The sequence below is a fragment of the Paenibacillus sp. XY044 genome (assembly GCF_002257645.1).
In the GTDB taxonomy this organism is placed as follows: Bacteria; Bacillota; Bacilli; order Paenibacillales; family Paenibacillaceae; genus Paenibacillus_AQ.
This window is the reverse complement of sequence record NZ_NQMO01000009.1, coordinates 129,915-144,101: the sequence shown is the minus strand read 5'-3', so window position 1 is coordinate 144,101 and position 14,187 is coordinate 129,915. Positions and strand designations below refer to the sequence as shown.

The following is a 14,187-nucleotide window of genomic DNA, read 5'->3' as shown; positions in this document are numbered from 1 at the left end:
CAGTTGCTATGTTGCAGTCGTTGGCTCCTCAGTTGCAAAACTAACATACAATGTTTCTAAAAAAAGGAATAGACTTATGTTGAATTTTTTTATAGACTAGTATTTATCTACGGCCTTTTAAGGAAATGCACTTTAATGGGTATGATTGCAAAACCGGCACATGAATCGTGCCGGTTTTATTTTATTTATGACGTAAATCAGGGACTGTTCGGTTATTCGCTATTCGCCGCCACCTGCTTGGGCTTTGATCGTAAAATGCGTCTGATTCGGATCCCGGCAATCAGAGCCAGTAGGATTAGCCACTGAGCGGGTAATAAAGCTCCCAAACCTTGACCGGCCATGATTTCGGAAGAAACTGCACCGACCATGAGAACGGCAAGCAATCCTGCTGCATAGTGAGTCCATCTCGGGAAAACTAACAGGACCGCGCCCGCCATTTCAAGCAAACCAACCGCATACCTCGACCAATCCGGAAAGCCTAATTCCTGAAACATATCGGCCATTTCCTCCGTACCTGCCAGCTTTTGAAACCCGCTTTGAATAAAAAACAATGAAGTTGCCGCTACAACGATCCACCCGATCACAGGAATCCATTTTTTCATTTCGTTATCTCCCTTTTTGTCTCAAGTGATTAGAATTCAAACTATATAGGTAAAAAAAGGTTTTCCGAAATATAATTAGAATTCTAATTAAATTATATGCAAAAAATGAAAACTGTAAAGGGTTCGATTCCTGCGGCAGATTGGCCGGGCCGTTATTAACCCTAATTTACAATGAGGGGGAACTATGATAAATTAAATCTCGTACCAACAAGTGATATGTTGTTTCACTATGTGAAACCTGTGAATGGCTATCCAAACCATTCGATTCGGATGCTGATTATGATTTAAGGGGGAGAGTCTATGATGGATGAGTCGATGAAGAACCAGGTAAAGCAGCAGTTTTCCCGGAATGCGGAAAAGTACGTGACGAGCGCAATACATGCCAAAGGCGAAGATCTGGCCTGGCTGGTGTCATGCGCCAAAGCCAACGCGAATATGAATGTGCTTGATATCGCAACAGGGGGAGGGCATGTAGCCAATGCGCTTGCGCCGCTGGTTCGGCATGTAACGGCCTGTGACTTGACCCGTGAAATGCTGGAGGCCGCAGAACGCTTTATCAACGGGAATGGACATACGAACGTAAGCTACATCACGGGAGATGCGGAGCAGCTGCCTTTTAAAGATGAATCCTTCGATCTGGTGGCCTGCCGAATCGCAGCGCATCATTTCACGGATATTCCGGCATTTGCCGCGGAGGCATTGCGGGTTGCCAGCCCAGGAGGGAAACTGCTGCTCATAGACAATGTGGCTCCTGAGCAGGACTATTTGGATCAATTTTATAATGATATCGAAAAGCTGCGGGACGGAAGCCATGTCCGGGCATGGAAGAAGTCGGAGTGGATTCATTTACTCGAAAGCACCGGCTTCCGCATCGAGATGGCCGTCTGTTTTCCAAAACGGTTCCGGTTCCAGGATTGGTGCGAGCGGGCGGGGCTTCCGCAAGCGGAGAGAGATGCCTTGGAGAACAAGATGCTGCAGTCTGAAGAAGACGTACGCCGGTTTTTCTCGATTTATACCGATGAAGAGGGCAGGTTATCAAGCTTTTCAGGCGAATCCGTCTATATTCAGGCCATCCGGCCGGAGTAAGCAGGCGGGCACCCGCAACTGTATAGCTGTCAACATGTCGCCGTATCGTAAACGGATTGGTCGGGCCGTCACGTCCGCTTCCCGCTAGAAACCGGGAACCCGGTGACGGCCGAAAACTTGATGCGGAACTTTAAGGCGGGGATTCCGAGGAGGTCGTTGATCTGAAAGAAGTCTTTCAAAATGTTCTGCTTGGAGCAACAGTGTTTGTTGTGGGACTGATCGTTATTTTACTTCTTACAAGCTCTGATATTGATGCTGAACTGACCTATTATGCGGCTGTTGCATACGCTCTTTTGTACTTAGCAAGTGTCTTATCCGTTTGTACCGCAGTTATCGTTAGAAAGATTAATTTAATAAGGAAAAAAGAATCTGATTCATCTAAGGGGTAACGATGGTACATCGGCAATATCTTCGCATGCAGGAATACTCATTGTACCGTTTGGATGTTGGGTACAGATTTGTCGGCAGATTCCGTGATCCGTCATCGTTCGAATGAAGACATTTTCCCCCACAGGCAGGAAATGGGGAAAAAACGGATAAATGATTTAATAGAGCACATAAAATGAATCAGATCGTTATTACCGCTGACAACGCAGCGTTAATTGGTTTCAGAAGAATACGCCGCAGCACGGAAGGGTCATGCAAAAAGGCTGGCGGAATTGCCGTTTGTTTATGTATGCGCTTGCAGAAAGCCGACTACGTTAAGGAGGTTGAGGAAGTAATGGAGCAGCAGGTACAAACCGAAACGAAAAAGGCGAGAGGCGGCAGGACGTATGGCATTATCGACTGCGACGTTCATCCGTCGCCCAGAAACACGGACGAAATCCGGTCTTACATGTCCCAGCCATGGAAGGACCGTTATCACGGAGGATCGCGCGGTTTCTTCGGCAATCCGGTTCACGGCGCGCGTCTGGACGCCACGCCCCCAGGGGGCGGCCCAACGGGCTCCGATCCTGATTTTCTGAGGGAGCAGCTTATCGATAAATACGGCCACGCGTATGCGATTTTGCTGCCGCGCGCCTTCTGCAATTTGCAGCCCGACCCCGATTTCGGAACCGCGATCGCTGCCGCGTTCAACGATTGGCTGGCCGATACCTGGCTCGGCAAGTACAACCATGACGGCGTGTTCAAAGGGTCGATTACGGTCAACCATCAGGACCCTCAGGCCGCCGCCCGGGAAATCGAGCGATGGGCCGGACACCCGCATTTCGTCCAGGTCATGACCGATTCCGGTGCTAGGGCCCCATTCGGACAGCGGCAGTACTACCCCATCTACGAGGCATGCGAACGCCACGGCCTCCCCTTCGCCATCCACCCGGGCACGGACGGAATGGGCATCAACATCCAGCCTTCTCCCGGTTATCCCACGCACTACATCGAATGGCACACTTGTCTATCCCTTGGCTTTCAAGCCCATCTCGTAAGCTTCCTCACGGAAGGCGTGTTTGAGCGCTTCCCGAATTTTAAGATCGTGCTGACCGAGGGCGGCGTCGCTTGGCTGCCCGGGTTGATGTGGCGCCTCAACGCAGAATACAAGGCGCTGCGGTACGAGGTACCGTGGATGAAACGCCGTCCGAGCGATTACCTGCGGGATCACGTCCGGATCTCTTCCCAACCGCTGGAGCGGCCCGATGATGACCGCGAGCTGCTTCAGATGCTGGACATGATGGACGCGAAGCACATTCTGATGTTCGCAAGCGATTATCCGCACTGGGATTTCGATTCGCCTACGCAGACCTTTCCGAAGCTGCCTGAAGAGATGCACCGGCGGATTTTCTTCGAAAATGCCCGCGAATTGTATAATCTATAGGGGGGAAGCGTGAGAGATGGGAAGACATGTGATCGGAGCCGCGGCGGATCTGCCTCCAGGCAACAACAAGATCGTGACGGTCGAAGGGCGCTCCGTCGGCGTGTTTAACGTAAATGGCAGTTATTATGCCTTAAAGAACGCCTGCCCGCATCAAGGCGCTCCGCTGTGTATGGGCCGGGTGACCGGGATGACCCTGCCGTCCGCGCCCGGACAATATCTATACGGACGGGACGGCGAGATTTTACGGTGTCCGTGGCACGGCTGGGAGTTCGACATTACGAACGGCAAGTCGATCTTTGATCCGCATAAATGTCTGGTGAAGACCTACAAGGTCGCCGTCGAAGAGGAGGACGCCGAGGAAGAGAGCCCTTCCGTTGAAACCTACGAGGTTAAGATCGAGGATGCGAAGGTCGTCGTCTATATTTAATGGGGATGAATGCTTCGAACCCGGGCCGAATGTCGTGGACGCAGCGGTGGTCCATTCCGACGGGTTCGTCCGCCGGGAAGCTTGGCAAACCAACGGCCGTATGCGATGATGGGTCCATATTTGCTCGGGAAGGGGAAATGACGGAAATGAAATGCGCAGTACTGGACGATTATCAACAGATCGCCTTATCGATGGCGGATTGGTCGGCCGTGGCGGAGCGCATCGAGCTCCGCGTATTCGATAATCATTTCGATGACGAGGAGAAGCTGGCCGCCGCGATCGAAGATTGTGAGATCGTCGTCATTATGAGGGAGCGGACGCCATTCCGGGAATCGCTGTTTCGGCGTTTGCCGAGCCTGAAGCTGCTGGTCACGACGGGCATGCGCAACGCCTCGGTCGATCTGGCCGCGGCTGCGGAACGAGGCGTCGTCGTATGCGGAACACGGGGAGGCGGCGAAGGAACGACGGAGCTGACCTGGGCGCTCATTCTTGGGCTCGCGAGAAGGCTGGTGCAGGAGAACGAAGCGCTGCGCAGCGGCGGATCTTGGCAGAGCACAATCGGCGTCGACCTGATCGGCAAGCGGTTAGGCCTGCTCGGCCTCGGACATATCGGGAGCAACGTCGCGCGTATCGGGCAAGCCTTCGGCATGGAAGTCGCGGCCTGGAGCCAAAACTTGACCGCCGACAAAGCCGCCGCCGCCGGCGTGAAGCTCGCATCGTCGAAGGAAGAGCTGCTGGAGAGCAGCGACTTCGTCTCCATTCATCTCGTTCTCGGGGACCGGACGAGAGGACTGATCGGCGCGCGGGAACTCGGGCTCATGCGTCCGTCCGCATACCTCATCAACACCTCGCGGGCGCCTATCGTCGACCGGGATGCGCTGATCGAGGCTTTGCGCAGCGGCAGAATCGCAGGAGCCGGCTTAGACGTCTTCGAGCAGGAGCCGCTGCCTGCGGACGACCCGCTCCGCACGTTGCCGAACGTGCTGGCCACGCCGCATATCGGTTACGTAACGCAGGCGTCCTACCGCGCCTTCTTCCGCGGCATCGTCGAGGCGATCGATGCGTTCCTGAAAGGCTCGCCCGTGAATGTGCTCGGGTAGAAGGAGCAGGGACATAGGGCCAGAGAGATAAGCGCTTTCGCCCGCACTGCGGCCAAGCATGTTCAGCCGCTGTCTCGAACTGGGAGCATACGCGGCCGTCGTGGGCGGTGCCATTACGAGACCAAAGGAAATTACATCGAGATTTGTACAGGCATCCGTGAAATGATCGCTTATTGATCAGCAGCACCAGCAGCCAGGCGGAGAACCGCCTGGCTGTTTTTTTTCTTCTATTGCCTACCGCAAGAACATTGGATCAGCTGCGCCTGGTTTTACTTCCCGGTCTGGTCTTTGGTATATGTCTGAACGAAAATGCCGTCGCCTTCCAGCCATTCGGCAATCAGAACGGCTTTATAATCGGTTACGTGATGCGATTCCAACTGCTTTCTCAACCAGGATTCGTCAAATCCAAGATCCTTGATCTCATCCCATAGTACCTTTCCGTCGCGGATGAGCGTTACAGGAATGTACACGGCATGGTCCGGAAGCTTAAAATCTTCCCGGATCGTTTTCTGATACCGGGGCTTTTTTAAAATGCTGAGGGAGCCGTCTGCTTCCAAGTAGCAGAATGCGACTTCCCGGATCGAAAAGGTTTCGCTTTGGCGGAGCAAGCTTTGCAGCTGGTTTAAATTCATCCGGTTGTTCTTCAACGCCTTGAGATCCACGACGCCGTTTTTGATCAAGGCGGACGGTTTGCCTTCAAACACCCCCCGGAAAAACAGCGATTTTTGCCCCAGATATTCGATGACGACAAGCAGCACTCCCCATAAGCAGATGGCATAAGCGATATAAGCCAGCCCGATGTCCGATTCATACAAGGCATTTCCGAGCAGCTCCCCAAACACGATGGAGGCGATAAAGGTGAAAGGCGTAATTTGCTTAATGATTTTTCTTCCGGCAAATCTTACGGTCAGGAACAATAAAAAGAATCCGACGATCAGTTTGAGGGTTACGAGCCCCAAATGGACTTCCTGCATGTCATCAACCTCATTGCGCTTTTCTATTTTTGGTTACATTCTATGTATGCCCATATTGGGCTCGAGATCTACTTGTTCGGATATTTAAAGAGGGAACGTCAGCACGAAAGAACCGGCTTTCGCCGGTTCTTTGATATACGCCGTCCATTATGGATGTAGTTATAGTCTGCTCATCATCAGCAATCTTTTTCCCATGAACCATACTGCTGTGCCGGTTCCCCACAAGATCAGGGCGGATCCAAGGCCGACAACAGACATATAGGTATTGATGTGATGCGCACCTAAGCTGGCCTCCACGGGCAGGAACAGCAGCGTTGCGAGCGCGAGCAAGCAGAGTAATGTACCTGTAAGATGATAAAATTTGACCCGGAACAAAGAGGCCAACGGATAAAAGTGAATCCCGACAATAAGAGCGATGACGATAGGGATCAATGCCGTGTGGCCGGTGGCATTGCAAACGGCAATCGCAACGGCTATCGCGGCTGCCTCCGCCGCAAAGACGATATTAAACCGGACCGCGATCCGTTTTCCCTTCCTTGCCGTACTTGCATCAATGATCTCATTTTGTTCCTTGATCCCTCGCGACGCACGGACCAGCGAGGCTCCGCCGATGATGAGTACAACCCCGATGGCAACGGCTGAGGCTAACCACAAAGGAGCTGCGAATTCCTGCAATCCCATGATTCCGGTATATGCCCATAACGTCCCGAAAAAGGCCATAAAGAAAACGCCGCTTGCGGTTCCCCGGATGGCGGAACCAGGAATGGTGTTAGAATGTTGTTTCATAAATAACTCCTCCGAATTTTTATTATTTTTCTGATTTCATCTTATCAAAAGGACCTAATCCTCGAAATTCACGGTTGTCATGACTTTGACGTGACAGTTGTCATTATTTTTCCGGCATCATAACGTTGGCATATTCGGTAGATGCCATTCTGTAGATCGTATTATTTTGTCCGCAAATACCGCTTGTCCTTTAAAAATAGCCACCAGAACAGAATAAACACCGGCAGCAGGATCACGGTGCCGAAGCCGTACCCCCAGAGGAGCGAAACGAACATCGAGTGGTTCGTAAAACCGGCCTCCACGGTCAGGTCGGGATGGACGATGTAGGGGAGATGCGCCCTCCCGTATGCGTAGCTGGCCAGGGCGAACTGCAGAATCACGGCGACGACGGCCAGACGCAACCGGCCTTTCCTGCCGTTTTTCCTGCGGATCCACAGTGCACCATAACCGATGGCGAAAGCGACGACCGACAGCATGAACCACACCGACTGCTTCTGCATTCGGGCGACGATCCATAACGCCTCCGGAACCATCGTGAACGTCGCCAGGACAGCCATCGCCAGGGCCAGCGGACCCAGAACGACCGCGATCGAGCGGTATTGCTGCGAGACCTGTTCGTCACCGGCTTCCCGGCCGTAATCGGACAGGAACAAAGCGGACAGGAACAGCTCGGTCAGAATGCCGAAGCCGACGTGGGCGTACAGCGTCGCGCTGAGCAGCAGCTTACCGAACTCGAGCTGGGGGAAGCCCTGCTTCATGTGAATAAATCCGCCGAGCGAAATCGGCAGCACGCTGACGAGCAGCCCGGGGATCAGCAGTCCAGTGACGCCCGACACGATCCGAAGCGCCAGTTCATGCTTCTGCACGGAATACGAATAGACGATGAACGCGCTCCGAAACAGCAGCAGAACGAGTACCAGGCTCACCGGCACGAGCAGAAGCGTGCCCAGGACAAAGGCGGCCCGGGGAAAAAAGCCGACAAGCGCGACCACGAGCAGCACGAGGAAGACGTTGGTCACTTCCCAGGATGGAGACAGGAAACGATTCGCGATGTCGGCCGCTTGCGGATTCCGTCTGCTGAACACCATGGACCAGAAGCCGGCGCCGAAGTCGATGGAACCCGCGATCGAATAAATGAAAATAAAGCACCAGAGAATGGTAATCGCAAGCTGCGTGTCGCTCATAGGCTTCTCCCTTCTCCGTTTACGCCTTCCAACCCGTCGAAGGTGACCGGATGCCGCTTGAAGTAGTAGTACATGACCACCGCCGTGACGATGAGCAGAAAGGCATACAGTCCAAGGAATAGCACAAACAGCGAGCCCAGATGCTGCGCTTTCGTTGCGGCCGACGCCGTCGTCTGCAGATGATAGATCGTCCATGGCTGACGCCCCGTACAGCTGAACACCCAGCCTGTTTCAATGCCGATCATGGACAGCGGACCGGCCAGCAGCAGGGCGGACAGCAGCCACCTTGGATAGGGGCGCTTGGTAAGCAGACGCAGCCCGACCGTAAAGGCCGATACGAGAATGAGCAGCGTGCCGATGCCGACCATGACGTTGAACAGCGTATGAATAATCAGCGGCGGCCACTGGTCCTCCGGAAAATCATTCAGCCCCTTCACGACCGTATCGAACCGGTTGCCCGCCAGGAAGCTGAGCGCCCATGGAATTTCGATGGCGCCCTTAATGCTGCGGGTTTCTTTATCGGTCACGCCGCCGATCGCGAGCGGGGCATGGCTTTGGGTTTCGAACAGCCCCTCGGCGGCCGCCAGCTTCTCTGGCTGATGCGCATGCAGCATTTGCGCGGTTTCGTGGCCGCTTAGCGCCGTCATCAGCGAAATGATGCCGCCGATGAGCAATCCTAGAAACAAGCTCTTTTGGTGATAGGCCCGCTCACGTTCCGGCGATCCGCGCTTTAGCAGTTTATAGGCGGCTACCGAAGCGACCGCAAAGGCGCCGGTCATATAAGCCGAGAGCAGAACATGCATCGCCGTAGTCGGCAGGCTCGGGTTGAACACGGCCGTCCATGGATGGACGTCAAACACCCGGCCGTTTTCCATCCGGAAGCCGCTGGGCGTATTCATCCAGGCGTGGGCGTCGGTAATGAGCACGGCCGACATGCTCGATCCGATCGCAACGAAGATGACGCTGAGAATCCGCAGGGATGCCGGAAGCCTGTCTGCCGCGTAGACATAGATGGACATGAACAGCGCCTCGAGGAAAAAGGCCCAGATCTCGATCTGAAAGGGGAGTGCGATGACTTGGCCGACAATTTCCATAAAGCCGGGCCACAAGAGCGACAGCATCACGCCGACCAGGGTCCCGGACGGGATGGCGACGCCAAGGAGAATGGCGAGTCCCTTCGTCCAGCGTTTGGCGAGCGTGGCGTAATCCTTGTCCTTTTTTACCTGGTACAAAATTTCCGCGATCACAATCATGAAGGGGATGCCTACCCCGAGTGTCGCGAAGATGATATGAAACGCCATGGACGATCCGAACAGCGATCGTGCCAGCGTAACGTTATCCATAAGATGCCTCCGTTCTGAGCGTAAAGTCGCATCTTATTGTGATCCAACAATATCCAAAGTATTCCTGTGCAGAGAAATAGCTCCAGGCAGGATGAAGCGGCCGGAACTGGGATTTGGGCGGAGAGCATGAGATTGTAGCTTCATGAACCCAGACTGTATAATCAGGTTAAGATGATTAGGGAAGGGGCGAGCCAGGGGTGAAAATCAGTGAATTGTCGCGAATTACCCATGTCAGTGTCCGATCAATCCGTCATTATGAAAATCAAGGTCTCTTATCCGCCCACAGGCTGGACAACGATTACCGCGATTTCGATGAAACGGCTGTCGGTCGAGTCAAGGCGATTCAGCTGTACCTGAAGCTGGGATTGACGGTCGAAGAGATCAGAGCATTGTTCAGAACGGAAGTGGCGGATCCTGACGAGTATGAATATTGCGAGGAGATGCTGGCCACGTATGAGGGGAAGCTGCAGCAGGTCAACGAGCAGATCGAAGCCCTGCACGGGTTAAGAGCATTACTGGAAAGACAAATCTCCTTCACCAACGGGAAAAGGAATATCGTGTAGCCATGACAGGACTGGAGCGCCGGGAACAGGCTCCAGTTTTTTTGTGTTGACATTGACACTAGTGTAAACCTTTATGATGGGCTTAATCTCATTGATGAAGGGAGTTTTACCATTGAATACTGGCATTCCGGATGAAAATCGTCATACTGTTGAATCGCATGCTGCCGGCCGTTCCAAATCAGTAACCCTCATCGGGCTCGGCCCGATGGGACAAGCGATGGGACGCGTTTTGCTTGACCGCGGCTACGCCGTGACCTTGTGGAACCGGACCCCCGGCAAGGTGGAAGAGCTTGTCTTGCAAGGAGCCGTCCGGGCCGATACGGTGGGCGGCGCTTTAGATGCGAATGAGCTTACGATACTCAGTCTTACCGATTACGATGTGATGTACGCCATTCTCGAACCCGTCTCGGAGCATTTGGCAGGGAAAACGATCGTCAATCTAAGCTCGGACACACCGGAGAACGCCCGAAAGGCGGCGAATTGGCTTGCGGACCGCGGCGCCCGGCTTGTCACAGGCGGCGTGCAGGTTCCTCCATCAGGGATCGGCAAATCCGATTCCTACACGTATTACAGCGGACCAAGGGAGGCCTTTGAGGCTTACAAGGAAACGCTGGAGGTGTTGACCGGCGCCGATTACCGGGGAGAAGATCCCGGACTTGCCATGCTGTACTACCAGATCCAAATGGACATGTTCTGGACGTCCATGATCGGTTACCTGCATGCGCTTGCGCTGGCCAACGCAAACGGCATTTCGGCCTCGCAGCTTCTGCCTTATGCTTCAGCGACCCTGTCGTCGCTCCCGGGATTCATCGCGTTCTACACGCCTCGCCTCGACGAAGGACTGCATCCCGGCGACGTGGATAGACTGGCCATGGGCGTGGCGAGCGTCCAGCATGTCGTGCATGCAGCCGAAGATGCAGGAATCAATGCGGATTTACCGGCTGCCGTGCTCCAAATTTTCAAGCGGGGAATGGAAATGGGATATGCCGGGGACAGCTTTACCAGCCTGATTGAAACGTTCAAAGCATCCGCCCTGCGGAACACGTGACCTATTCGCGATTGCCGAAGCCTGACTCCATTTGGAGTTCAGGCTTTTGTACTGTATCCCAGAACCCGATTGACCTCCATGGAGATCAAAGGGTATACTTTACTCAATTTTTCAGATCACGTTTTCGTCCGTTCTGCTGGCCGGAAAACGAGGTTTGTCTTACATAAAACTATATAAGTTGAACTAAAGAATAGGATGCAAGCAAGGGAGTAAAATGATTCCGAAGAAGCGAAGCGGTCTAAAAGCTTTCCAAAGGAAAGCTGACATCGAAAGCATATACTTTGGCTTTCGGATTTCTGCCTCACGTGGATTTCATAAAACCAAGACATCCGAAAACAAGAGAGATCGTAGGGACATTATACGTACTTGCCCCTATCGGCTATTTCAAATTCAACTTATTTAGCTTCTGTTTCTATGTATGCGCTGCATGCAGCCTAACCAATTTGAGGAGGTTATCATTTGCTTACTACATTAAATCTAGCCGGAATTTGGGAGCTTCAGCTGGACGAAGAGAAGACCGGTCTGCAAACGCCGTTCACCGATACGATGGCGCTCCCGGGTACGACATCCCATGCCCGAAAAGGGGAGCGGAACAAAGCCGCGGAGATCGGATCGCTTACGGACGAGTACCGTTTTGAAGGTTTTGCCTGGTTTTCACGGACGTTTGAAGTGGACGCTACACTCGCTGGATCACCCTGTTTTCTTTACCTGGAGCGAACGCGCATGACAACCGTTTGGATCGACGGTCAGGAACTGGGCAAACGCAACAGTCTGAGCAATCCCCATGTGTATGAGATCGCCGGGGGATTGACCGCAGGAACGCATTCGATCCTTATTCGCGTCGATAACACGGACTATCCGACAAAAGGCGGCCATCTCACATCACCGGATACGCAGACGAACTGGAACGGCATCACCGGACGGATTGAGCTGCAATTTACGGGCAAGCGCTACCTGCAAAATGTCCAGGTCTACCCGGATGCTGCAAGCCGGTCGGTAACCGTCAAAGCGCGCCGCGCAGGTATCTCCGCGGACAAGCTGGTCGTCACAGCAACCGGGTTCAACGGCGATTCCGAGCATCGGCCAGCGGCGCAAACGTTCGTTCTTTCCGATGATAGCGAGGTCGTTGTCAATTACCCGCTCGGTGAAGATGCCAAGCTGTGGAGCGAGTCGGAGCCCTATCTGTACAAGCTGAACCTTCGTCTCGAGGATGAGGAAGGGACGCTGCTGGATGTGAACGAAAACGTATTCGGGTTGCGGACATTCCAGGCCGACGGAGATAAATTTACGATTAACGGGATCCCGACCTTTCTGCGCGGAAAGCATGACGGCCTCATTTTCCCGCTGACAGGTTATGCGCCTACGACGGTTGAAGAATGGCTGCAGGTGCTTACCGTTGCCAAATCGTATGGCATCAACCACTATCGCTTCCATACGTGCTGTCCACCGGAAGCCGCCTTTACCGCAGCCGATCTGCTGGGGATCTATATGGAGCCGGAACTTCCTTTCTGGGGAACCGTCACCGATGAATCCGATCCGAATCACAACGCCGCCGAACAGGAATACCTGATTCAGGAAGGGTTCTCCATGCTGGATAGCTTCGGCAATCATCCGTCTTTTGTGATGATGTCGCTCGGAAACGAGCTGTGGGGCAGCAAGGCTCGCCTCAGTGAGATTCTGGCCGCTTACAAGGCGTTCGATGACCGTCACTTGTATACGCAAGGCTCAAACAACTTCCAGTTCGTGCCGGACATTCTTCCTGAGGAGGATTTCTTCTGCGGCGTCCGCTTTTCGCGGGAACGTCTCTTCCGCGGATCTTACGCCATGTGTGACGCCCCGCAAGGCCACATACAGACGGACATGCCAAGCACCCGTAAAGACTACGACGAGCAGATCAAACCGTCCGTCTTCGGTAAAGGAGCGGAGGAAGGGTCAGGGAACAGCATCCAGATCCAGTACGGCACCGGGACGAAGACCGTGCAGGCGTCGGCCGTAGAGGAAGAATTGATCCCCCGCATCCCGGTCGTTTCGCACGAGATCGGGCAGTATGCGACCTTCCCGAATTTTGCCGAGATCGAGAAATACACGGGCTCCCTCAAAGCCCGGAATTTCGAAACCTTCCGGAAACGGCTGGAGGACAAAGGGCTCGGCCATTTGGCGGAGGCATACTTTTGGAACTCCGGGCAGCTGGCGGTGGACTGCTATAAGGAGGAGTTAGAAGCTGTTTTCCGGTCCCGCCGGCTTGCAGGGTTCCAGCTTTTGGATCTGCAGGATTTCAGCGGCCAAGGGACGGCGCTAGTAGGCGTGCTGGATGCTTTTATGGACAGCAAAGGCTTGGTGACTCCGGAGGAGTGGCGGACGTTCTGCTCCGATGCCGTACTGCTGGCGCGTTTTGACAAGTATAATTTTACAGCCGGCGAGCGTTTCGACGCGCACGTCGAACTGGCGTATTTCCGCGGCGTACCGCTAAATGCTGCTGAGGTGGTCTGGGCCGTAGCGGAAGGCGGGACGATCCTGGCAGAAGGAATGCTGACTGCAGAAATATCGGAAGGCGACAACTACGTCGATTTCGGGGATATCTCCTTCGTGGTTCCGGATACTGCGCGCATGACGCAGGTCACCATAACGCTCGCCATCACCGGGACGGACATCCGTAAAACCTATCCGCTCTGGCTCTATCCGTCCGGAGTGACTGTCGAAGAATCTGCCGTGCAATGGGTCAAAGCGCTGGACCCAGGCGTCCTGGCGCGTCTTGAGCAGGGGGAGTCCCTGCTGCTTACGCCGGACCCGGCCCGCTTGAAATCCGCCGTAGACGGCACGTACTGCACCGATTTTTGGTGCTACCCGATGTTCCGGTCGATATCGGAGAGTATGAACAAGCCTGTGCCTGTCGGTACGATGGGACTGCTGATCGATCACTCGCATCCGGCACTGCGGCATTTTCCAAGCGCATCGCATTCGACGTATCCTTGGTGGAGCATCGCCACCTACTCGCGCCCGGTCATTCTGGACGAACTGCCCCGGGCCGTGTCGCCGATCGTACAGACGATCGACAATTTTGAGCGCAACCATAAGCTTGGCCTCTTGTTTGAGTGCCGGGTCGGTGCCGGCAAGCTTCTCGTTTGTCCGCTGAATACGGAAGCGGTGACCGGTACGCCGGAAGGCAAGCAGTTCCTGCACAGCCTGATCGACTATGTGCGATCCGATGACTTTGATCCGCAGGTAGAGCTTGCGCCTTCCGAGCTTCAGACCATACTATAAGTT

12 protein-coding genes and 1 pseudogene are annotated in these 14,187 nt (G+C 54.1%); 8 read left to right on the top strand and 5 right to left on the bottom strand.

Going from position 1 to position 14,187, the window contains the following annotated elements; genetic code table 11:
- Positions 1 to 212: 212 nt before the first annotated feature.
- Positions 213 to 602 carry a DoxX family protein gene (locus tag CJP46_RS28820; protein ID WP_094599079.1) on the bottom strand — a complete coding sequence of 130 codons (390 nt, stop codon included), beginning with the start codon at positions 600 to 602 and terminating at the stop codon, positions 213 to 215.
- 303 nt (positions 603 to 905) lie between these two features.
- On the opposite strand from CJP46_RS28820, the gene CJP46_RS28815 reads away from it, so the two are divergent.
- The 5 genes and pseudogenes from CJP46_RS28815 to CJP46_RS28795 form a co-directional block, all read left to right on the top strand.
- Positions 906 to 1,688: a class I SAM-dependent methyltransferase gene (locus tag CJP46_RS28815; RefSeq protein ID WP_094599214.1), complete on the top strand. Its 783-nt coding sequence runs from the start codon at positions 906 to 908 to the stop codon at positions 1,686 to 1,688.
- A gap of 721 nt (positions 1,689 to 2,409) precedes the next feature.
- Positions 2,410 to 3,498 (top strand): amidohydrolase family protein, encoded by a 1,089-nt coding sequence (locus CJP46_RS28810; RefSeq protein ID WP_094599078.1) that lies wholly within the window; start codon positions 2,410 to 2,412, stop codon positions 3,496 to 3,498.
- Positions 3,499 to 3,514: 16 nt separating this feature from the next.
- Positions 3,515 to 3,925 carry a Rieske (2Fe-2S) protein gene (locus tag CJP46_RS28805; RefSeq protein WP_094599077.1) on the top strand — a complete coding sequence of 137 codons (411 nt, stop codon included), beginning with the start codon at positions 3,515 to 3,517 and terminating at the stop codon, positions 3,923 to 3,925.
- Between the two features lie 146 nt (positions 3,926 to 4,071).
- Positions 4,072 to 5,025, top strand: coding sequence for a D-2-hydroxyacid dehydrogenase family protein (locus CJP46_RS28800; protein ID WP_218831062.1), 954 nt, complete (start codon positions 4,072 to 4,074; stop codon positions 5,023 to 5,025).
- A 46-nt stretch (positions 5,026 to 5,071) separates the two neighbouring features.
- Positions 5,072 to 5,191, top strand: a pseudogene (locus CJP46_RS28795) (N-acetylmannosamine-6-phosphate 2-epimerase); the annotation flags it as partial.
- Between the two features lie 103 nt (positions 5,192 to 5,294).
- Here CJP46_RS28795 and CJP46_RS28790 read toward each other — a convergent pair.
- From CJP46_RS28790 to CJP46_RS28775, 4 genes are all read right to left on the bottom strand, one after another.
- Positions 5,295 to 5,999: a DUF421 domain-containing protein gene (locus CJP46_RS28790; protein WP_094599075.1), complete on the bottom strand. Its 705-nt coding sequence runs from the start codon at positions 5,997 to 5,999 to the stop codon at positions 5,295 to 5,297.
- Positions 6,000 to 6,158: 159 nt separating this feature from the next.
- Positions 6,159 to 6,785 (bottom strand): hypothetical protein, encoded by a 627-nt coding sequence (locus tag CJP46_RS28785; protein ID WP_094599074.1) that lies wholly within the window; start codon positions 6,783 to 6,785, stop codon positions 6,159 to 6,161.
- A 161-nt stretch (positions 6,786 to 6,946) separates the two neighbouring features.
- Positions 6,947 to 7,969: a cytochrome d ubiquinol oxidase subunit II gene (locus CJP46_RS28780; protein WP_094599073.1), complete on the bottom strand. Its 1,023-nt coding sequence runs from the start codon at positions 7,967 to 7,969 to the stop codon at positions 6,947 to 6,949.
- On the bottom strand, positions 7,966 to 9,312 hold the full coding sequence (locus CJP46_RS28775; protein ID WP_094599072.1) for a cytochrome ubiquinol oxidase subunit I: 1,347 nt from the start codon (positions 9,310 to 9,312) through the stop codon (positions 7,966 to 7,968). The genes CJP46_RS28780 and CJP46_RS28775 overlap by 4 nt, the downstream gene beginning before the upstream one ends.
- A 197-nt stretch (positions 9,313 to 9,509) precedes the next feature.
- Between CJP46_RS28775 and CJP46_RS28770 the strand changes: the two genes are divergently transcribed.
- The 3 genes from CJP46_RS28770 (at position 9,510) to CJP46_RS28760 (ending at position 14,184) form a co-directional block, all read left to right on the top strand.
- Positions 9,510 to 9,875 carry a MerR family transcriptional regulator gene (locus CJP46_RS28770; RefSeq protein WP_094599071.1) on the top strand — a complete coding sequence of 122 codons (366 nt, stop codon included), beginning with the start codon at positions 9,510 to 9,512 and terminating at the stop codon, positions 9,873 to 9,875.
- 112 nt (positions 9,876 to 9,987) lie between these two features.
- Positions 9,988 to 10,923: an NAD(P)-dependent oxidoreductase gene (locus CJP46_RS28765; protein WP_256992579.1), complete on the top strand. Its 936-nt coding sequence runs from the start codon at positions 9,988 to 9,990 to the stop codon at positions 10,921 to 10,923.
- Positions 10,924 to 11,382: 459 nt separating this feature from the next.
- Positions 11,383 to 14,184 carry a glycoside hydrolase family 2 TIM barrel-domain containing protein gene (locus CJP46_RS28760; protein WP_094599070.1) on the top strand — a complete coding sequence of 934 codons (2,802 nt, stop codon included), beginning with the start codon at positions 11,383 to 11,385 and terminating at the stop codon, positions 14,182 to 14,184.
- Positions 14,185 to 14,187: the final 3 nt, after the last annotated feature.

Excerpts from the sequence above, each read along its gene's own strand:
- CJP46_RS28790 (WP_094599075.1), bottom strand. The coding sequence starts at position 5,999 with ATGCAGGAAGTCCATTTGGGGCTCGTAACCCTCAAACTGATCGTCGGA.
- CJP46_RS28780 (WP_094599073.1), bottom strand. The coding sequence starts at position 7,969 with ATGAGCGACACGCAGCTTGCGATTACCATTCTCTGGTGCTTTATTTTC.
- CJP46_RS28805 (WP_094599077.1), top strand. The coding sequence starts at position 3,515 with ATGGGAAGACATGTGATCGGAGCCGCGGCGGATCTGCCTCCAGGCAAC.
- CJP46_RS28800 (WP_218831062.1), top strand. The coding sequence starts at position 4,072 with ATGAAATGCGCAGTACTGGACGATTATCAACAGATCGCCTTATCGATG.
- CJP46_RS28785 (WP_094599074.1), bottom strand. The coding sequence starts at position 6,785 with ATGAAACAACATTCTAACACCATTCCTGGTTCCGCCATCCGGGGAACC.
- CJP46_RS28815 (WP_094599214.1), top strand. The coding sequence starts at position 906 with ATGGATGAGTCGATGAAGAACCAGGTAAAGCAGCAGTTTTCCCGGAAT.
- CJP46_RS28775 (WP_094599072.1), bottom strand. The coding sequence starts at position 9,312 with ATGGATAACGTTACGCTGGCACGATCGCTGTTCGGATCGTCCATGGCG.
- CJP46_RS28810 (WP_094599078.1), top strand. The coding sequence starts at position 2,410 with ATGGAGCAGCAGGTACAAACCGAAACGAAAAAGGCGAGAGGCGGCAGG.
- CJP46_RS28820 (WP_094599079.1), bottom strand. The coding sequence starts at position 602 with ATGAAAAAATGGATTCCTGTGATCGGGTGGATCGTTGTAGCGGCAACT.